Annotated in this window: 17 protein-coding genes and 2 pseudogenes; 5 read left to right on the forward strand and 14 right to left on the reverse strand. The window is 68.1% G+C overall.

Annotation, left to right across the window (positions count from 1 at the left end; all coding sequences use genetic code 11):
• Window positions 1-39: 39 nt before the first annotated feature.
• A complete protein-coding gene (locus tag OG747_RS40910) occupies window positions 40-711 on the reverse strand; it encodes a helix-turn-helix domain-containing protein (RefSeq protein WP_405884396.1) in 672 nt (223 codons plus the stop codon).
• 310 nt (window positions 712-1,021) lie between these two features.
• Between OG747_RS40910 and OG747_RS40915 the strand changes: the two genes are divergently transcribed.
• The 3 genes from OG747_RS40915 (at window position 1,022) to OG747_RS40925 (ending at window position 4,038) form a co-directional block, all read left to right on the forward strand.
• Window positions 1,022-1,876: an RNA polymerase sigma factor gene (locus OG747_RS40915; protein WP_405884397.1), complete on the forward strand. Its 855-nt coding sequence runs from the start codon at window positions 1,022-1,024 to the stop codon at window positions 1,874-1,876.
• Window positions 1,876-2,175, forward strand: coding sequence for a hypothetical protein (locus tag OG747_RS40920; protein WP_405884398.1), 300 nt, complete (start codon window positions 1,876-1,878; stop codon window positions 2,173-2,175). Before OG747_RS40915 ends, OG747_RS40920 begins: the two co-directional genes overlap by 1 nt.
• 612 nt (window positions 2,176-2,787) lie before the next feature.
• Window positions 2,788-4,038 (forward strand): hypothetical protein, encoded by a 1,251-nt coding sequence (locus tag OG747_RS40925; protein WP_405884399.1) that lies wholly within the window; start codon window positions 2,788-2,790, stop codon window positions 4,036-4,038.
• Window positions 4,039-4,285: 247 nt separating this feature from the next.
• Here OG747_RS40925 and OG747_RS40930 read toward each other — a convergent pair whose 3' ends face one another.
• From OG747_RS40930 to OG747_RS40945, 4 genes are read right to left on the reverse strand one after another with little or no spacing between them, the layout of a single operon-like run.
• Window positions 4,286-4,546, reverse strand: coding sequence for a hypothetical protein (locus OG747_RS40930; protein ID WP_405884400.1), 261 nt, complete (start codon window positions 4,544-4,546; stop codon window positions 4,286-4,288).
• 33 nt (window positions 4,547-4,579) lie between these two features.
• Window positions 4,580-5,431: a TniQ family protein gene (locus OG747_RS40935; RefSeq protein WP_405884402.1), complete on the reverse strand. Its 852-nt coding sequence runs from the start codon at window positions 5,429-5,431 to the stop codon at window positions 4,580-4,582.
• Window positions 5,415-6,485: an AAA family ATPase gene (locus OG747_RS40940; protein WP_405884403.1), complete on the reverse strand. Its 1,071-nt coding sequence runs from the start codon at window positions 6,483-6,485 to the stop codon at window positions 5,415-5,417. Before OG747_RS40940 ends, OG747_RS40935 begins: the two co-directional genes overlap by 17 nt.
• Window positions 6,479-7,786: a Mu transposase C-terminal domain-containing protein gene (locus OG747_RS40945; RefSeq protein WP_405884404.1), complete on the reverse strand. Its 1,308-nt coding sequence runs from the start codon at window positions 7,784-7,786 to the stop codon at window positions 6,479-6,481. The genes OG747_RS40940 and OG747_RS40945 overlap by 7 nt, the downstream gene beginning before the upstream one ends.
• Before the next feature lie 457 nt (window positions 7,787-8,243).
• Between OG747_RS40945 and OG747_RS40950 the strand changes: the two genes are divergently transcribed.
• On the forward strand, window positions 8,244-8,918 hold the full coding sequence (locus OG747_RS40950) for a hypothetical protein (RefSeq protein ID WP_405884405.1): 675 nt from the start codon (window positions 8,244-8,246) through the stop codon (window positions 8,916-8,918).
• A gap of 62 nt (window positions 8,919-8,980) precedes the next feature.
• Here OG747_RS40950 and OG747_RS40955 read toward each other — a convergent pair whose 3' ends face one another.
• The 9 genes and pseudogenes from OG747_RS40955 to OG747_RS40995 form a co-directional block, all read right to left on the reverse strand.
• Window positions 8,981-9,394 (reverse strand): hypothetical protein, encoded by a 414-nt coding sequence (locus OG747_RS40955; protein WP_405884406.1) that lies wholly within the window; start codon window positions 9,392-9,394, stop codon window positions 8,981-8,983.
• Window positions 9,391-11,481 (reverse strand): hypothetical protein, encoded by a 2,091-nt coding sequence (locus OG747_RS40960; RefSeq protein WP_405884407.1) that lies wholly within the window; start codon window positions 11,479-11,481, stop codon window positions 9,391-9,393. The genes OG747_RS40955 and OG747_RS40960 overlap by 4 nt, the downstream gene beginning before the upstream one ends.
• Entirely contained in the window at window positions 11,478-13,322 is a 1,845-nt protein-coding gene (locus OG747_RS40965; protein ID WP_405884408.1) for a hypothetical protein, read from the reverse strand. Before OG747_RS40965 ends, OG747_RS40960 begins: the two co-directional genes overlap by 4 nt.
• A gap of 86 nt (window positions 13,323-13,408) precedes the next feature.
• Window positions 13,409-14,935 (reverse strand): integrase, encoded by a 1,527-nt coding sequence (locus tag OG747_RS40970; protein WP_405885970.1) that lies wholly within the window; start codon window positions 14,933-14,935, stop codon window positions 13,409-13,411.
• Window positions 14,856-15,875 carry a hypothetical protein gene (locus tag OG747_RS40975; protein WP_405884410.1) on the reverse strand — a complete coding sequence of 340 codons (1,020 nt, stop codon included), beginning with the start codon at window positions 15,873-15,875 and terminating at the stop codon, window positions 14,856-14,858. The genes OG747_RS40970 and OG747_RS40975 overlap by 80 nt, the downstream gene beginning before the upstream one ends.
• Window positions 15,868-16,593: a TnsA-like heteromeric transposase endonuclease subunit gene (locus tag OG747_RS40980; RefSeq protein WP_405884411.1), complete on the reverse strand. Its 726-nt coding sequence runs from the start codon at window positions 16,591-16,593 to the stop codon at window positions 15,868-15,870. The genes OG747_RS40975 and OG747_RS40980 overlap by 8 nt, the downstream gene beginning before the upstream one ends.
• Window positions 16,594-17,002: 409 nt before the next feature.
• Window positions 17,003-17,396: pseudogene (locus OG747_RS40985) on the reverse strand (hypothetical protein); the annotation flags it as partial.
• A gap of 39 nt (window positions 17,397-17,435) precedes the next feature.
• Window positions 17,436-17,662 (reverse strand): annotated as a pseudogene (locus OG747_RS40990) (hypothetical protein); the annotation flags it as partial.
• Window positions 17,663-17,669: 7 nt separating this feature from the next.
• Window positions 17,670-18,566 carry a hypothetical protein gene (locus OG747_RS40995; protein ID WP_405884412.1) on the reverse strand — a complete coding sequence of 299 codons (897 nt, stop codon included), beginning with the start codon at window positions 18,564-18,566 and terminating at the stop codon, window positions 17,670-17,672.
• Between the two features lie 285 nt (window positions 18,567-18,851).
• On the opposite strand from OG747_RS40995, the gene OG747_RS41000 reads away from it, so the two are divergent.
• Window positions 18,852-18,974: a hypothetical protein gene (locus OG747_RS41000; protein WP_261679182.1), complete on the forward strand. Its 123-nt coding sequence runs from the start codon at window positions 18,852-18,854 to the stop codon at window positions 18,972-18,974.
• The last annotated feature ends 507 nt before the right edge of the window (window positions 18,975-19,481 follow it).

Consider the following 19,481-nt stretch of genomic DNA (forward strand, 5'->3'; position numbering starts at 1 on the left):
GACGGACGCGCTTCGGTGGCCCGTTGGAGGAGTGAAGCCCTACGGCTGGGGCTTGCCGGTCTCCTCGTAGATCTCGACAACGTCGCGTGCCTGCCAGGCCAGCCGGTAGGCGAGGACGATGATCTGGAAGAGTTCGGCCGTGCTTGGCAGTTCCTTGTCGGGAAATTGGGCTTCGACGTGGCGGTAGTGGACCGTGTGGGCGACGGCGGCGACGCCGGCGGGGAGCAGTCCGTCCTTCTCGGCCCGCTGATAGGTCTCCACGACGTTGGATGACCAGCTTCCCGGGATGTCGCCGTAGTAGCAGTGCGCCAGTTGCAGGGCGCACACACGCAAGACCTCCCAGCTCGATGCGATGGCCCGCTTCGGGTCGCTCGGCGCGACCGCGACCGCGTCCTCAAGGCTCAGGCCGGTGACGATCTCGGGGATGTCGGCACTGGTGCGCACGGAGGTGAGCCAGTCGGGTGCCGGCTGCACCGTGGCCGGTCGCCCCCGAGCCGCAACCCACCGATCACGCAGATCGTCTGCGTCTGCGCCGAGTGCGGCGGCGAGCTTTTCCACGACCGGCCAGGTGGGCAGGCGGCGCCCCGCGAAGGCTTCGCTGATCGTGCTCTTGCCGTACCCGGTCCGTGCCGCCATTTGCCGTGTGGAGGGCACGCCCGCCGCGGCGTGCAACTGGCGGAGATGGTGGGCGAAGCCCTCAACTGCGGTCACGGCAACCTCCGGTGGTGCGTCTGTGCCCGCCCAGCGTAGAGGCGTCCGGTACCGCTGTCCGGCCGTGTCCGGCATCCGTCCGGACAGTGCCGCAACCGTGCCGGAGTGCTGTCCGGACACCCGCCGGACACGGTTTCGTTGACATTGCCGCCCCGCAATTGGCCCCTGCCGGGCGGGCAATTGGATGTCCGGCTATGACGCGGGCGTCACTTTTAAGGAAATCCGTTCCCGCTCTGCATATACGAGGCGACAGACACGTTAGAACCAGCTTCGACCCTCGGGTTATGCGGACGCCGAGACAAGGAAGATCATGCGCTTCAACGATACGGGGGACCCGGGCGCCGCCGCCCGGGGCAGCACCGAGGACGACGGGCAGGACCTGCCCGAGGATGTTCAGAACGACGTTGACCGCGTCGCCGACGTGGTCGCCGCGGGCTTCCGGGGTCCGGTCTGGCAACAGATGGCTGAGGAGCTGTACGCCTACACGTTCGGCCGCCTGTGCGCGGTGATGCGCCGGACGGACAAGCTGATGTACCTGACCGCGAAGTCGAAGACGCCGCTGGCGATGACGGACGAGGACCGCGCCACGTTGTACCGCAGTGCCCCGGACCGTGAGCACCTGGCCATCCTGACGCTCAACGTCGCCATGGAGACCTTCCCCCAGCTCCTGAAGATGGGCGGGTACGACCCCGCCCACAACCGCGGCAAGGACGGCAGGGCCTCGCACCTGACGTCGTACTTCTACGGCCGGTGCGGACTCGTCTTCCCCCGGGTGTTCTACGTCTGGCGAGCCGAGCGCACGGACCGCTTCCTCCTGCACGCCGTGCGGATGGGGGATGGCGCCCTCGCCCACGCGCTCGGGCAGACGGGCCCTGAGCCTGTCCCCGAGGATGTCGGCGACCTGTGCGACACCCTCACCGCCATGATCAAAAGGCTCAAGCCGCGCGACCATGCGGTGTGGAACCTGACCGTGGACGGCCTCAGCCAGGGCGAGATAGCTGACGTGCTCGGCATCAAGGTCGGCGACGTCGAGAACGCCCGTTACCGCCTGCGCAGCCAGGTCAGGACGCGCAGGCGCAGCGGTGAGCTGCACGTCCCGCCGGGGGTCGAAGCTGAGTGGGCCCGCACCCGCGCGCAAGCCAAGGCCAGGAAGAAGGCCGCCTGATGAGCATTCCGACGCAGCAGCCGGAGCCGTCCCCCGTACCGTCGGCGCCCCGGCCGGGCCCGACGCGGGTGACGGGCGCCACCTTGCTCGGCGGAGGCGCCGCGATCAGCGCGCTCACCTTCGTGGGCGCCCCCTGGTGGGTGGTCGCCATCGCCGTGGTGCTCGCGATCGTGACACCCGGCACGATCCTCTTCGTCCAGGCCGTCGTCCCTCAGGACTCCGAGCACAAGCGCGACCTCTGGCTGGCCCTCATCCGATTCCTGGAACGCCGCCGGAGGACCAGCCGGAACCGCCGGTGAGCGGCCGCCGACGCCACCAGGCGCCACAGCACAGGGAAGAGCCCGACGGTCGCAACGACCTCGGGCCCTTCCATTGCGGTAGGCGTGCTGGAGCCCAGCGGCGCCCCACCGAATGGTCTATCTGGCCAGAGAGCCTGCGGGCCCTGGGCCGCCCTTCGATAACCAACCTAGTCACCGCAGGCCAGGACAAGATCAGCGACTAACTTCGCTTGTAGGTTCTCAACTTCAGTGTCAGGGGCCGACCCTGTGACCCGGATGTTTCCCTTGAGTCTCACGATGTGTCGGCAGGCGGTTGTCTCAGATCGGTGTCATTTCCTCAGGCTGTCCAGCAGGCTGCAACGCGGCCCGGGGCGTCGCGAACCTGCATCGGCAACCATCAGCTCCTGGTGACGTGCAGCGCAGGTTGCGCGGATACTCCGTTGCACTTTGCGTGATCTCGGCTGTGTCGCTGCGGTCGCGAAAAGCAGGTTGCACACGAACGTCCCGAGCGTCGTCGCCGACAAGCGCCTGCGGGACTACGGACGGGTTGATCAGCCCATAATTGGAGTCAGTGCCGAGCGACCCGGCGCATCGCACCCGCCCCGGGTGCACTCACCGCGATCGGAGAGCATCGTGAAGAACAGCGCGTTGTGGCGAGTGGTTGACAACGAGAGTGGTACACAGTCCATCGTCAGCACGCCCTCCGAGGTGGTCGCGTTCGTCAACAGCCGGTTCGACACCGATGACGACGACGAGCCGTTCAGCATCACCAAGGTCGGCCCTCTCCTTCCGAAGCCGCTCGGGGTCATCACCGCATGGGCGGCCAAGAAGGACGGCGAGCGAACCGACGGGCGTACTGCCCCGATCACCATCAGGCCGGTTGTGACGGACAACGCCAGCGAGTGCGACGACGTCGTGCTCTGGGGCGACGTGTACGTCTCCTGGGACCACGACATGTACACCGTCGAGGAGCCGGACAGCTCCGAGTACAGCGAGGCTTACAGCGCAACCGAGTTGAGCGCGATCCTCGACGAGTACGCCGACGACTATGAGTACGCGCCTGAAGGGCCTGAAGGGCCCGACAGCCACAGGTGGCCGAAACCGGAAGAGTTGATCACCTACGGCGCCCAGGAGTGTGCCAAGCGGTTCGGGCACCTCGACGACGACGCCCTGCTGTGGCTCGCTGCCACCCGCATCACGCTCGCCGTGTGGCGCAACACACCCGTCGAGAACTGGCATGCAGGGAAGAGTCCGCTCCACGACGGCACAATGATGAGGATCAACACGGCAACCACCCGACTCGTGCGCTCGATGTTGTCGTTCGACCATGTCGACTGGATCGGTCTCGGTCTCGCGATCGTCAACCCGTCCCGGGTTCTACCGACAGGGCAGTCCGTGCTCGAGCTCGGGCTGGCCTGCCACAACCCTGACGACCCGGCGCACGAGGTTGATCCACGAGAAGAACTCGCGGAGATGGCACAGGTCGCGATCTCATGGGGGCGAAGCTACTGCCTTCGCGAGAAGGAGTTCGGCCTGCGAACCCTGATCGAATCCTTCTGTGCGTCCGACAACGGCTGGTTCGGAGCACCAAGTTGGGGGCGCATCGTCGATCGGTTCCTTGCGGCTGTCGACGACCGGGAGAATGCGCACTGGCGCATACACCGGGACAAGCCTTGGTTCGACGAGTGGTTCACCAACCGCCCGGCCGACATTGCGGACACCACGGAATTTCGTCGGCTGCTCCATGCCGGGCCCGACCTGCTGTCCGAGGAGGCCGCCGAATGGTGCGTGGAAGGTGCCATCGGCTACATCTGCCAGGACGACCATGCGAACGGCTGCCCGCGGTGCGGTATCCCGCTGGCAACGGAGTCCCCAAACGAGTGAACGTGGGCAGCCTCCTCCGCGAGCGCTACGTTCGCATCCGCGTGAGGCGCCCACGCCGGACCTGAGGCAAGGCCACCCGAACGAATGACGGCAGTGGCCAGCGATTCTCAATGTCCTGTCGAAGTGCGTCTGTCAGATGGTGAGCCGCTGACCTGGTGGGGTGCCACGTTGATTGAGAACGCTGGCCCTCAGTGTTCTCAACTGACATGGCTTTCACGGAATCGTGCTGACAGGCGGGACAGCTGACTCAGCCGTCTTGCTCTTCAGCGAAGCTGCCCATGGTCTCCCTCAGACGGCGCCGTGCCGCAGCCAGACGCTCCGCGTAGTCAGCAGCGAAGATCCCGGGGAGTGTCTTGTCCAATGTCCCCGCGAGCTTGTGGATCGGGGCCCACGCGGCTGGGTCGTCGACCAGACGGCTGAGGTCCGTCATCTGAACTCGCTCCAGCCAGTCCGAGAGGACGAGGGCTTCGTCGGAGGTGAGCTTGATTGTGATCTCAGTGTCGTCCACGAGTCGAACTTAGCCCGGCGCCTCACGGAAGTCTCATTCGCGGTAGAGACAGAAGCGCCGGTAGAGGGGGTCCTGGGTTCCGAGGGTGGTGTAGATCCGCGCGAATCGTCGGCTCAGTTCGGCGGTCGTCGCAAGATAGAGCTCCTTGGGATCGAGGGCAGTGGTGGGCGGGTCGAGGATCAGGTGCGTCAGCACCACGATCTCGGGGAACGCCGCGAGGTGACTGCGGTCCTCAGCCGAGACCTTCTTGCTGACAGCGAGAGCTTCGACTCGGTCGAGGCGATCGGTCCACTCTTTCCCGAGGTCGATCGGCATTCCGGAGGCGGACCAGTCCTCGACGATTCTCCGCGCCAGGTCGAGGGCTTGCGGGACCTTCCGGTGACGGCGGGCGAGCTGGTCGAGTCGACGCTGGGCCTCGATGACTTCCGGTAGGACGCCGAGCGGGATGTCACGTGTGGAGCGGGTCCAGAGCTGATGCCGCGGGCAGAGGTGGACGTGGGCAGGCGAGAGGGTGATGACCACGGAAGCGGTGGGGCTGCGGCGGGCTGTGCAGCAGCGGCAGGGGCGGCTGATCAGCTGTTCCGTTCGCCGCCCGGGACCATGCGGGCTGAGGAAGTCGGCGAGCGCGGGCAGGGCCCGGGCGAGCTGGGGCGTTGGGCGCCCGGAGAGTGTGGCCAGACGGTCGGGTGAGTGGGGATTCCAGCCTGCGGTGGTGTTGCTGAGCGGGGAGAACTCCGGCGGCAGCGGTCCCAGGAGGCGGGCGAGGAAGCCCGCGGGACGATTGTTGGCGACGGCCAGACGGTGGAGATAGGAACCGAGGGTCTCGTTGCGGACGGGGCCGAGAGCGATAGGCAGCTGGCGGAGTCGGTCAGGCTGCGTCGGCATCCGGCCTCCGGCGGCGGGGGCGCCGGTTGCGGCGGTGTTCCTGGCGAGCGTCCTCGGCGGTCTGGTCGACCTCGATGGTCTCCAGAGTCTTGCGGGTGATGGCCTCGCTGCCGTTGATGATGGCCTCAAGGGCGGCGCCGCGGACGAGTTGGGAGAGGCTGCCGATCGCGCCGTCAGTGCGTTCGTGGAGGTAGCCGTCGAGTTTGACCAGGCTGTCTGGCTTATGGCGGTGGAGTCGTAGGGCGTCTTCGAGCGAGGCGATCAGGTTCCGCCAGTTGTGCCGTTGTGCGGTGGTGCCGTAGGCGAACGGTTCGGTGTCGGTGACGGTGTATCGGCCGGCGATCTGCTGGCCTCGGACTCCACTGAACAGGCCGCTCGCGGCGACGTCGATGCCGGCGAGTACGAAGGTGGCGGGGATGCGCTCGGATAGGTATTTGAGCTGGTCGGAGGCTTCGGCTCCGGCCTGGGTGGCGAGGTTGAGGTTGTGGATCTCGTCGACGAGCGCGAGTTCGACGCGCATCCTGATCAGCAGGTCGCATACGGCGTTGGTGATGGAGGTCTGGGTCTCTTGCCGAACGACCGGGAGGCCCAGGAACCGGGCGAACTCGATGGCGAGCATCTTCGGGGTTGCCCGGGGCGGGACGGTGACGTAGACGACCGGCAGCCGTCCTGCGGCGGCCGGGCCAAGCCGTTTACGGACCAGGAGTTCGTGGTTGCGGCCGAGTTGGGCGATGGCGGTCGTCTTGCCGGTCCCGGCCTGGCCGGTGACGATCAGCCCGCGGCGGCCGGAAATCTGGTGCCGGTTGAGCAGGACCAGGCGCCGTCCGGTGGTGAACACGTTGCGGATGGTGGGGGTGGCCACGATCACGAGCCGGGAGTGGTAGTCCAGCCGGAGCTCGTTGTAGGCGAGTCGCCTTTCCTCGGTCAGGGCCATGAAAGCCCGCAGCGAGAGCATCGGCGGGCAGGCCGGGGTGTCATCGACGAACTGTCGCCAGCCGTCCCTGGTGGTCAGCGGGTTGTGCTCGTCGTCATGGGCGTCGGGCGGAGTCACCACAGCGGATTTCCCTCCTCTTCCAGGGGGTTGAACACGCCGAACGGGGTGACCGGCGCCTCCTCCGGCCCTTCGTTCTCGCTGTTGTCCGCATCGGCGGATCCGGCGGGCGGCAGTGCGGGCCGTGCGGGGGCCTCGAGGGCGGCCCGGGTGCGGGCCATGACCTGCTTCGATCCGGCCGGCGGCTTCCCCGACCTGCGCAGAAGCTTGGCCAGGACCTGGGCGATAGCGGTCTCGCTGGTGTCGTCGCGGCCCTGGTCGGCGAGAAGCTGGCGTGCGTGGCGCCAGGTGAAGTCGGCGAACGGCGCCCGGACCATGGGTAGATGGGTCCACGGGACTTCGATCCAGCGCCGGCTGTCGCTTCGCCGTACCCAGACGCGGGAGACGTCGTAGGGGTCGTAGTGGACCTCCCACAAATCCTGCTTGCCCGTCACCCCGGACGGCTGCCGCCGCAGCCGGTTGAGCTCGGGGCTGTCGTAGGTGCGGTAGTTGACCTTGATGCCGTAGTCGTTGACGGCCCTCCAGACCGCGGGCAGCAGTTCGATGTAGTCCTCCGCCGACAGAGCGACGGGCAAGTATCCGGCGCGGGCGACGGCGATGGCGTACGACTCGTTCGGCGACAGCGTCCGCCCCGCCATATAGGGGTTGCGCAGGCCCTCGTGGGAACGCTGCTGCCAGCAGATAATCCACTCGTCCAGAAGGTCCTGGAGCTGGGCGAGGGTCCAGACCGCCTCGGAGGCCGGATCGCTGCCGCGACGGGTGACATCGGAGCCGGTGTAACCCGCGACGTACTGGCAGAACAGCGAGTTGATCGACGCGAACGTCCTCTCCACGATCGCCTTGTCCGTCGGGGTCCTGGGCCGGGCGAGCTGCAGGGAGATCCCCAGCAGCGAGCAGGCGGAGGAGAACGTGTCGGAGACGAACACCTTGCCGTGGTCGATCACGATGGTGTCCGGGACGATGACCGGCTTGGCTGCGGCTTTCTCCAACCGCGTGTCCACCGCCATGAGCCGCTGGTGCGGCAGGATCGAGTCCGACATCGCCAGGGTCTGGCTCCAGCCCGGCCGCATCGGCTCGGGAACCAGCATCCTCGCCAGCAGCACTGCGGCGTCGACGCCTTTCGTTCCCGCGGGCCTGAGCAGGGCCGCGCAGATCGTGCGCGTCGTGACATCGACCGCGATCTTGTGGAGGTAGTTGAGAGCTGACCGTTGACCGGTGGTCAGGGTCTTCTGGTTCTGGGTAGATGGGCTGGTGCTGTCACTTTCTGCCGGGCCCCCGCTGACTGTGCCCGTGAGCCCTGGCATGATGGGCGCCATGACGCAGACCCGAAAGGCCGATGGCGCGTAAGCCGCCCGGCGCCATCCGCGCTCAGCAATGGCCAGCCCGCAGCAGCGTCCGTCCCGTCCGCCAGATGCCAGGCATTCCCCGCCGGACTCAGGTGGCCATCAACCAGATCGAAGCCCGGTATCTAGGGCACGGCGTTGTTGCTGAGGCCCTGCACCGATACGAGAGATTCCTCCAAAGGCCCGGCCGATACCTGTATCTGCCCTGGGACGATTGCCCCTGTTGCGACCCGACGGACGCTCGGGACACCCTCGAAGAAGCGCTCCGTCGGCTGCCGCCCGCAGCGCGGAGAAGGCTGGGCGGTATCGTCGCCCGACTCGATGCGGAGTTCCTCCGTCGCACGCTGCCCGACCCAAGGGCCGCATCGGTGAGTTCATGGCATGCGGCAGCGTGGTGGAGGCAGCGGATTCGGGAGATATGACCGCCGATCTGCTGCCGGGCAGCGTCCTCCTGGGCCGGGACGACACGGACATCATCGAGCGCGCGCTATTTATCGCCCTCTATCACCGGCGCCGACCTGCGGACGGCGAGCCGTCGGCGGACACATGCCGATCCCTCTTCGACGAGCTTCGTCGCGTCAGATCGACGGAACAGCCTGCGGAACCCGAATCTCGCTGGCTCGTCGCCGACGGCCTGCGGCTGCGACCTGGGCGGGTGGACCGCGTCCTGGTCTCGGGCTCTGCATGGTGCACCGCCCGGTCTGCCCTTCTCCTGGCCTGCTTCCACGACACCTTGTGTGAGCACGACTTCCAGACCATTGTGGGTTGGTCACGCAGTGACTTCCACGCCCTCGCAGCGCAGTGCGAGGTCCTGGACGCCGAGGGTCTGCGAGCCGAGCTCTTCCGTGCCCGGGCGCTGGGGGACGGTCTCCGGCACCGAAAGCTGCTGACGTTCGCACTCGACCACATGGGCATGGACCCGACCAGCAGGAATGTGGAAGCGGTGGAGAGGACGCTTGCGGAACTGGACAGCACCTGCGACGTGGAGGTTCTCACCGATCCGCTCGCCAGAGCCCAGGCCAAGGCGCTGAAGCCTCCGCGTCACTCCGGGAGACCGGCGTCTCGCCTCCGTCACCAGCCGCGCCACCGGTGAGCGTCGCTCGTCATGGTCCGCGCCGTCACCCACCGGCTCGGATCCCGGCCGACTGGCCATCGTCAGCGTTCAGGACGACCGGTCCGATCGATGCGGGTGACATTGCTGCTGGCCTCCAGCGCCTCGCGGAGACGGCTGTTGTCCACCGCCAGACGCTGGATCTGGGCCGCGGCGAACCGGAGGCTCTCGGCCAGCGACAGGTTGGCCCGGCGGAGCTTCGCGTTCCTGGCAACCAGGACGTCGTAGGGACTCGGCCTGTCTTCGTTTCCCGCCGGTGAGGACGGGCTGCTGCGGATGGTGGAGATCTCGTTGGCCAAGTCGGGGAAGTGCCTGCGGAAGGTGGTGTTGCTCAGGCCGAGCTTGGTGGCGAGGGTGAGGACGCTCGGTCTGGTGCCGTTGTCCTGGCACTCCGCCATGTACCGGTCCATGACACGGCGGGCGCGGGCATCGGCGGGGACATCGGCGGCGCGGCTCATGCGGACTCCCGAGCGGTGGTGTTCTCCAGGAGGAACGCGGTGATCTCCGCGCGGCGGGACTCCAGCCGGTGCCGCAGCAGCGGCGGCAGCGTGGGCCGGGAGGCCAAGCGGCGTGTGATGCGGTCGACCTCGCGCTGCCAGGCCGCGGTGTTCTCCGGAGTGAGGGCGACGTTGCGGCAGGCCAGGGGCTTGCAGCCGCCGTGGTCGGGCAGTCCCTCGGTTCGTCCCCGGCGGGCGCGTTCGCAGAGGGCCTTGGCGTGGTCGTGGACGCAGGTGATGTACTCGCCGGGATAGACGGCCGGGTCGTGCTTGGCCATGAGCCGCCTCAGGCGGTTGTCGTCGAGAACGACCTTGCCCTGGAAGCGGGCTCGCGAGCCGAATGTCTCCAGGCGGCGGGCGGCTTCCTCGGCAGCCGGGCCGGTGAGGCCGGTGTGCTCGTGGGCGTCGATCGCGGCCATGAGGTGTTCGCCGCGGGCGAGGGCCTGCTCGCTCTCCACCTCGGCCCGGAAGCCGGATTCTCTGGTGCCTGCGTAGCCTTCGAAGACTTGGACGCAGTGGTGCCGGTAGGCAAGTGCCCCGGCGATGACGCCACCGGGACGGCGGGCGATGAACCAAGCCAATGTCCTTCTGAACTGGCTGTTTTTCAGACGCCAGGTCAGTCCGTCAATGTCGGGGATGCAATCGGTTCGGCCGTTGCGCATGCAGTAGTCGTTGATCCAGGCGGCGAAGGTGTTGAGACGGGCATTGGTCGCCCCGCTGGTCAGCACCTGGCTGACTGCGTCGGCCTTGACTCCGGGGCTGTGCTGGAGCCGGGCGAAGAGGAACTCGCTGCCAGCAGGCTGGAGTTGCTCCAGAATCCTGATCGCGCGGGCGGCGGGCTCTCCGATGTTCCAGACCGCTGGGACGCCGGCGGGGTCGTCCTCGGCCTTGAAGGCGAGGCTGTGCATCTTCCAGCGGTAGGGCGTCCCGTTCGCGTCCCGTTCGATGGTCAGGCCGCCGCGCTTGAGGTGCTTGATCTCGCTGTCGCGGGCGCCTGAGAGGAAGGCCAGGACCAGGTAGCAGGCGTCCTGCAGCATGCGGGCCAGGGCGGCGAGACCGTCGCATTCGGTGTGGTCTGCCAGGATCGCCTCGATCCACGGCTCACCCTCGAGACGGCTGCGGATCGGCTGGTCACTGACCGTCTGGGGTGCGGTTCCGACAAGGGCTGCTGCCTCGTCGATCATGTGCCGGTAGCGGGCGAGGGAAATCCGGTTGCGACCGAGAGCGTCCGCGATCGCCGTGGTGCTGGTCTTGCCGCGCCAGGCGGGAAGAGGCCGTCCCGCGGCGATGCGCTCGTCCAGCCAGGCCCGCAGCAGAACGGGCAGGTCGCCGTAGGTGTGCGGCTCGGCGCTGGCCGGGGGTGGAGTGCGCCATGCGCGGTCCGCGGCGAGGATGTCGGCGGAGAACTCGTCGATGAACCGCATCGCCCAGACGAACAGTGGGCCCAGGACCTCTTCGGGAATCCGTGCGGTGGCGTTCTCGTAGGCGCCCTGGCCGGCTGGCTCTCCCCATCCATCGACGTGCCGCGGGTCGAACCGCAGGGCTCCGGAGGGCAGGGAGATGCGCCAGAGCCAGAACTTGCGCACTCCCGCCCGAGCTCCTTGCCGGGCGCCGACGGCAGGCAGAGTCCGGGCCAGGAATCGCTGGAAGTCCTCGAGATCGCGGCCGGTCAAGGTGTCCAGCGGGAGGTCGCGGGCGGCTGCCCAGCGCAGGAACCGGATGTACTCGGTGAAGGCGGTGCGGATGGTGCCGACCGCCGGCCGGGCCTCACCTGCCGGGACGCTCCCGGAGAGCATCGCGTAACAGAGTTCCTTGCCAACCTGCCGGTGGCTGGCGGCAATCAGCGTGAAGTCGAGGATGAACCGGCGCTCATGCTTCTTGAGCATCGAGGGGGCCAGGTTCCACACGTCGTCGCTGAACCGCGAGGTGTCTTCGAGCCGGCAGCCCTCGCGCAGGCGTCGGCCGTGGAAGACGTACGGATCCGTCTGGTCGGTCCGGGACTGCGGGAGCAGGCCCGGACCGGGCAGGGTTCGCAAGGCGGTGGTCACGGCAGTTCCCAAGGGTTCTCGACCAGGTCGAGCAGAGCGTCATTTGGCTGCTCGGTCCGGGCCTGCTGGAGTTCGGCGGGAGTGAACTTGGTGAGGATGTCCTGGCGGATGGCGACCCAGGCCGGGCCGTAGCGCTGCCACCACACTTCGTCGGACAGCTCGCGGCGCCGCTGGGCCAGGGCGTCGAGCAGGCCGAGGAGGCGGGGCAGGTGGTCCCGGGTGACCAGGCAGTTCCCGCAGTGGAAGCAGTCCAGGAAGGTGACCTGGCACGGCTGTTGGGTGAGCGGGTGCCGGTCGTGGTCGGCGCAGGCCGTCCATCCGGTGTCGAGACTGCCCTCTGCGGTCTGCCGGGCGATGTCCGCATCGAGACCGCTCATGGTCAGAGCTTCGGCGTCGCCCGGGCCGGGCAGGACGCGTGGGCCTCCTCCGGTGGCCCGCACCGCCTGGTCGTGGGCTCGGCGGGCGGCCTGTTCGGCATCGACGAGGGCCTCGCCGAGGACTTCCTCGGCCCAGGAGGTGATGACGGGGTCGCCGCTGAGGTAGTTGCGGAACAGCACCTGCATGGTGTTGGACTTCGCGGCCGACGGCAGGTGGCCGCCCATCCGCTTCGTGCGTCGCACCTCCATGCTGGTCTTGATCCGGTTGAAGCTCACCTGCAGTGGCAGGCCCGCGGACATGCCGCCCGAACTGGTGGAGTCCGGCTGCGGATCGGCCAGCAGCGGACGCGATCGGTTCGCTGCCCAGACGGTGGGCAGGAGCGACGTGCAGCTCAGCGAGTTCTCAAACGGCGCGACGTGGTCGGCGTCGGCGGTCTTGAGTCTGGCGCCGTGCCCGTTGCGCCAGACGCACCACAACAGCGGTGATCCGCACTGCTCGCGGCTGCGGGCCGTCAGTTCCAGAAGCAGGAGGTAGAAACCTCCCGGCGTGTGCAACTCGCGTCCCGGTGCCCCGATCTCCCAGGTCACGGTCTCGAACCAGCGTCGTGCACCCCGGCGCCGCTTGACGATGACCAACTCGACCGCCCGGCCCTCCAACACCCGGTGACGGAGCGGCAGTTCCTTGATCGTCTCGCCGTTGCGCTCACTCAGTGCCGCCGCGAGCATCATCAGCGGGGGCAGGTCTTTGAGCGTCAGGAACAGCTTCCCCGCCAGCTCCTGGCGCTCGGAGGAGAACGGGTTGCGCGTGCCGGGTGGCATAGGGACCCGCCCCGTGGTGGCCATCTGTTCCAGCAGGCCGCCCGTCTCCCGGTCCTTGTCGTCCAGGGCCGACGGGTCGTCTCGGTAGCGACGCAGCAGGTCTTCGCCTGCCCGGATCCGGTCTCGGATCTTGGCGCTGTCCGATCGCAACGCGGCCAGCAGCCGGGCCAGTTCCCCGTCCGAGAACCCGGTGGTCACCCGCTTCGTGCCGTCTCCCGCCGGGGCCTCGGCGTCCCGGGGTGCTGGCAGGCGCCGCTGGACGTGGTCGAGGACCTCGGCCGAGACGAGGCCGCGCAGCGCGGATGAGGTGAACAGCATCCGGGCCTCGCCCAGCTCCCGCAGGGCCGCGGTCGGCGCGGTCCGGGCGCGGTGGGTGTGAAAGGCGTCCAGGTGGGCGGCGGTGAGGTGGCCGGGGGTGGCCGGAGGTTGCGGCAGCGTGCCGAGGAACCGCACCAGTCGGCCCAGGGACCCCCAGCCGGTGGTCGCCGCGGCGAACGTGCGCAGCCCACCTCCAGGGCCAGTCCGCTCGGCGACCGCCGCGGCCAAGGCCGTGTGCCAGCCCGGCAGCGGGAGTGCGGAGACATCGAAGAGCCTGCGGCGTCCGTCGTCACCGTGGAAGGCCACCACCAGGCGCCCGTCGTCCAAGTTCCGTACTGACGCAGGCGGTTCATAATCGTGGGGCGCCATCGGGGCGGGGCGTCCGGGACCGGTGCTGCCGCGTCCTTGACGGCTCATCCGGTGGCCTCGAATGCGTCGGCGGGCGGCGGGGTGTCGTCGCCGATCCGCTGCAGCGGGGTGTCGCGCGGGTCTTCCCAGGTGTCGGGGACCAGAGCCATCCGCGTCTCCATCTCCAGCTCCTGCAGAGCGTGCAGGTAAATGGCCGTGGTAAGGACCGACCGGTGTCCGAGTCTGCGGCGGACCCAGTCGAGCGGGTCGCCGAAGATGCGGGTGTAGTGGCCGCGCTGGGCCTCATTGAGCTCGGCCAGGGCCGCGAGGTGGCCGCGCTGGAGCTGTTCCAAGGTCACCACGGCAAAACCGTGCCGCAGAAGGTGGGCATGACACGACAGCGCGATCCGCTGGTCCCGGCAGCGGTCGTTGGCGACGGCGAAAATGCTCTTCCAGGTCGACACCGCCAGCGGCTGCCCGTCCTCACCGAGCCAGAACAACGCCGGCTCCAGGCCGTCCGCGGTCTCCACCAGCAGCCGACGCCGTTCCATCGCCTTCAGCTCACGCAGGTTCACCACCCGGCGCGCGACGCTGCCAGTCACCCGCACCAGCTGCGGACGCGACGGGTCGTCGATCACCAGCGCGCGGCGCCACCGCCGGTAGCGGCCAGCGGCGCGGGCGTCCGCGACCACCTCCGCCCGGTCCAGCTCCGCGTAGGCCACCAGGTCGCGCACCACGCTGTGCGGGGCGTAGATCCAGCGGGCGGAGAAGTACTTCGCGATCGCTCCCGGCAGCCAAAACCGCTGGTAGCCGCCCAGACCGACCTGGACCGGCATTTCCATCGTGGTCAGGTGGGACTGCTCGGACAGCCGCATGCCGGTGCGGACCATGAGATCCGTGAACGTCGCGTTCCTCGCCGACCAGCGGCCCTTGAACCGGCCCGTGGGCAGGCCGTCAGCCCCGTATCCGCGCAGGCCCACGTCCCGCCAGAGCCGGTAGGAAGCCGGCGGGAGCCACTCGATCCGCTCGCCGTCCTCGTCATGCGCGTAGGTCGCCGGGACCGTCTCCTCCCCGCGAGCCCTCGATGTACCCGTGAAAGTCCCCAGCGGCGCGGGCCGTCGCGAGCGGTGCGGGATCGGGACGGCTCCGAGCTGGTTCTGCCGTACCGCCCACTCGAAGAACTGGTTGACGTGTGCGACCTCCTGGCTCCAGGTGCCGCCTGCCACCCGAGGCCCGGCCGGATCGCGGCGCCGCCATTGATGAAACGCCAGATGATCGGCCTCAGTCGCCTGCCGCCATGACTTCCCGCCGCGGGCGCAGTGCAGGAAGTTCAGGTAACCCGCCAGCGCACGGGCCCGGTTGGCGTTGCTGTTCCACGGCGCGTCGATCAGATCCACTCGATGGAAGTACGAGTTGAGCACCACGTCGTACTCGAATCGAGGCGACAGCAGGAACGGCAGTCCGTCCGGGAGCCCGACCTCGTCGAGCCATGGCATCAGGTCATCGGGCAGGTCACGCAGCCAGGACGGCCCAGTAGCGGGCCGGTCGACGTCGCGGCTGGCGTAGTGCACCGTCCAGCCAGATCTCTGCATCACCGGCGCAACGTACGCGGTCAGTGACCAGTCGTGCACAACCGATGGTCAGTTCCGGGCGGGCCACGACTCCGTCGTCCAGCACCGCCATCACGTCCAGCCGCGTGGAGTCGATCTGCACGATCTCCCCCGGGCGGGCGGCCATGGAGGGGGTGAACGGCCCCACGGGCCGAAGAGCCCGCTGGCGGCGGACCGTTGCCGACCCGAAGGACTCGTTGTTCTTGGCGAGGCTGTTCACCAGCCGGTAGAAGGTTGCCCTCGTCGGCAGGAGCTTCACCGCCTCCTCGCCGTGCTTCGCGGCGAGGATCTGCTCGGCCTGCAGCATGAGCCGCTTGCGGTCGCCCGTCGAAAGGTCCGTCTGCCCGGCCAGTGCCTCGGTGACCGCCTCGACGACACGCTCGTCCGTCCTTCCGGTGCCGGGGACCGGGGCCGGTGGTTTCCGGGACCGGCCGTCCACCAGTCCCCACAACCCCTCGGCCTCGTAGCGCTGCCGCATCCGCAGAAAGGTCCGCTTGCTGATCTGCTGCCCGCCGGCCGCCAGCTCGGCGACCTTCGCGGCTTCTCGCTCCATCAGCGTCCGCCAGGCCGGGTCGTACTCGGGCCGAGGAGTCGTGCCCTCCGGAGCATCCAGGGGCAGCCCGGTGAGTACTTCCACCACATGCTGTTCCCAGAACCGGGCCTGCTCGACGGCCGACGGCGGCAACGCGTCCACCAACGCGAACGGCGGCAGGACTCGTTCCGGGACCGCCTCCGGCCCCCGGTCCAGCACCTCGAAATCGGCGGCCGCCATCACATAGCCGGCAGCCATGACACTGGTGTCGCCCTCGTCGCTGAGCAGTCGCAAGGCCGTTCCCTCCAGCCCGATGACCTGCTGGTTCCGGCCCTCGAACCGGATCCGGTCCCCGACCCTCAGAACTCCGCGTGGCGCCAGTTCAGCCATGACTCACCGCGCAGCCGATCATGGAGCCGTCTCCCAGCGGCACTGCCAGGTCAAGACGCAGGTCACCGCACCACAGTAGGTGGAAGAGCGTCGGCAGGACGGACAGCGGGTCCCCCACTGCCTCGGCACCGTCCATGAGCAGCCGCGGGTCGTCGAAGGCGTCCATGAGCCCTTTCGCGACGTCGCCGACCCGGTTGCGTGGATGCCGATAGCCAGACAGCCAGCGGACGTTGGCCATCTCCACCGGATCGGGCTCGTGCACCAGCGCGAAGGACCAGCAGCCCATCTCCTGGCACATCGACTCAGTCGCCGAGAACTTCACCGCATCCTCCGGGCCGACCCGGTCCGCCGGCCGGACATCGACGACCAGGCCCGAGCCGTCCTCCAGCCGTGCGAAGTAGTCCGGCGTATGCGAGATCCGGCGAGTCGCCCCCTGCCATGTCACCCGGAACGGCTGCGAGGCCAGCCCCACCACTCTCCGGTCGTGATCGAGGAGCATGGCCCGGTCCCGCTCCAGCCACGACTCGAACCCCACCAGCGACTCCGTCGTCGCCGCCCAGTACCAGCCCGTGAAGTGCCGCTGCCCGCGGTACGACGTGAACCGCCGTACCGGGAGCACCGACTCGAACGGAACCCGGGACGCCGCCTCCAGTACGGACTTCCGCAGCCCGCCGCCCTCACCGTCGGCCCACTCGACATCGACCAGACCCAGATCCATCGCCACCCCCGGCTTCGCGTATCTGCCGAAAACGACCGTGCCAGGTACAGCGAGAACCGGACCAGGGAAATGAGATCAAACCCCACGTACGGGGCAAACGCCGTCGCTCAGCGCACGACGCAATGAGAATCCGACAGCGCAAACGAGAAGCGGTGAGAATCCGACAACCTCAGTGCGACAGGACACTCAATCCCGTGTCAGTTCGGCCAGTCGCATGACATCGCGACTGAGAAAATGACACGGGATCTGAGAACCTACAACGGTGTAGGTTCTCACTTTCGACGTCATGTGCCGACGCTGCGACCTGGACGTTCCCCCTCAGTCTCACGACATGTCGGCAGGCGGCTGTCTCAGAGCGGTGCCATTTCCTCGAGCTGTCCAGCCGCCTCCACCACTGTCCAGGGCGGCACGAACCTGCATCGGCAACCATCCGTTCCACCCACTCATGCACCTTCACTGCTCGCTCGATGCGGCTGAGGATGTCCTTCTTGGGCGCCGTGTCCCAAGGTCTCCGGGATCTTGTCGAAGGTGTCGGGAAGAACGTTGATGAGACCTCAGATCTGTTCGCCGGTGCTGACGGTCAGCAGTTGCTGGCACCTCCACTGCAGCGGCGTCTCGGGCCGGTGCGTGAGCCACTGCACGAGTGTCGGGAACAGGTAGTGCGTCGCATCTGCGGCGAGGTGCTCTCGAAGCCAGTCGACCGGGAGCCGCTGGCTGAAGCCGTGCATGGCGGCCTCCTGGGCCAGGTCCACGAGCTGAGCGGTGTCGACGGCTCGGACGGTGCGGGGAAGGGTCGGGGGCATGCCGAGATGATCCCAAGAAGCCTCCGCGGCGCCGAGAGGTCAGATTGGCCGGGACGCGATCTGCGGACGGGCAGAAGCCCAGACTTCCTCGAACTCCTCGTAGGCGAGTTGTTCGGGGTCGTGGCCTTCCCATCCGAAACGGGCAGCTCGGTTGTGATCCCGAACCTGCTGTCGTACTCACCGAGGCGGCCTGCGTCGCGGGCCCGCTGCCACTCGGCGAGGGAGGCAGCTGTGATCGGGATCAGCTCAGGCCCTTCGAGTCCGACCGCCGAGTCACCCGCGGGTGTCCGTACCGGGCCAGGGCCGCACGGGAGGAACAGTAGGGCCGGGCTCGGACATCGCCGAGTCACTGCCGTCGGTGTCGTCCGGGTACAGCCGGCGGTTGAGGAGGCGGCCGAGCGTGTGCACGGCGGTCTGGATCGCCAGACGGTCGGCGGCCGTGAGCTGGGGGCCCAGCTGCGGGTGGTCGGTGCTCACAGCGGTCCATCCGGCGGGCTCGAAGGGATCGGGGTCGAACCTGACGCTGAAGGTCTCTCGGGAGCCTGACAGGCCGAGGGTCAGCTCGACGCCGTGGATCACGGCCTGGCCCTCGCCCCCGACGGGGACGGCGGTCCGAAACGCCGTCAGATGCTCTTTGTGGGGGGTGTCCAGTTCCGCCCAGTGCTTCTGCGCGGCCTCCTGGGCAGCAGCCAGTAGCGCGAGAAGGCTCTCGCCCGCGTCCACCTTCCGGTCGGAGTTGGTGGAGTCCTCCAGCAGGATGCCGATGCGGTCCAGGGCGATGCTCAGGTGCCAGGCGGCCCAAGTCGCCCAGTCGGGTCGGCAGATGAGCATCGCGGGCCGGACCAGGGACCATGCGTACTGGGCGAGTTCCCGCACGGGCTCGGCGGTGAGCGGTGCGTAGGGCGGAAGGATGCCGACGCCTTCGGCTGTCTTGTCGGTGGGTTCGACGCTGCGGGCGCGCAGGTCGTCGTAGACGGTGTCGCGGGAGACGTCGGCGGCGCGGGCGAGTTCGGCGACGGTGCGGGTGCCCGCCCACCAGGCGGCGGCCATCAAGTCGGCGCGGTTGTCGGCGAGGCGGTCGCGGCGGGTGGCCCAGCCGCGCAGAGCGGCCAGCGCCGCGCCGCGCACGTCTGTCGGTTCGGTGTCGAGTGGGTCGACAGTGGAGTCCATGCCCTCACGGTATGTCGATCGATTCGACATGTCGACTGGTTCGACGCTTTCGGGGCCTTTCCGGGAAGCGGAGTTGACGATTCGTGACCTGTCTCACCGGAGTTGGGCCGTGTCTCGCTGAAGATGGACGGAGGCTGGTCCGTCTCACCGAAGGTGGACAGCAGGCGCGCGACCGGCTCGAAAGTGGAAGGGCCAGAGTGCCCTCGTCTGGGGAAAGCGCCGTCCGTGCGGTACGTGTCGCGCTACTGTCCCCACCTTGCGGCACTGAGATGTTGGGAGATGACGATGGACCGGACAGAGCTAAAGGCCAAGATCGACGAGCTGATGCGGCAGTACGACGAGGAGGAGATTGACGGCGCAACCTACGCCCAGGCGATGATGGAGTTGACCACCTCCGCCCAGGAGTGATGACCGGTCCGCAGTTGATCCCCTCGTCATAGGTGAGCAGCCGACCCATCTCACCGAAGGTGTACAGATGCGCGGTAGCGCTGGTCACGCCTGATCTATCGAGTACTTGGCCAGAGCCTCGGCGTCAGCGCGAGGCTACGGTCGTCTCACCGGCAGGTGCCTCTCCGGTATCGGCGCACTATCGACGGTGAGTTCCGACTCCATCCCCACTCCCGAGTTGGAGTTGCCCCCGGCAGCACGATGCTCCCGCCCAAGACGCCGACGGGAGCACACCCGCAACGCTTCCACTCGAATGAGGTGCAGCAGCGACCTGCGAATCTCATCTCGGTGTCGGATCCGACTTCCATCCGACATCGACCGTGAGATTCCGACACGAAATTTGAGACCCTACAGCGCTGTCAAAGGACCAAGTTCGCCCGGGGCAGACAGGAAAGATCGCGGAAAGGCTGGCCAACGGGTGCGAGGTCATGTCAACGTAGACGACCTTGCAAGAAACCCCAGGTCAGA

The sequence above is a fragment of the Streptomyces sp. NBC_01384 genome, assembly GCF_045040035.1.
Classification (GTDB): domain Bacteria; phylum Actinomycetota; class Actinomycetes; order Streptomycetales; family Streptomycetaceae; genus Streptomyces.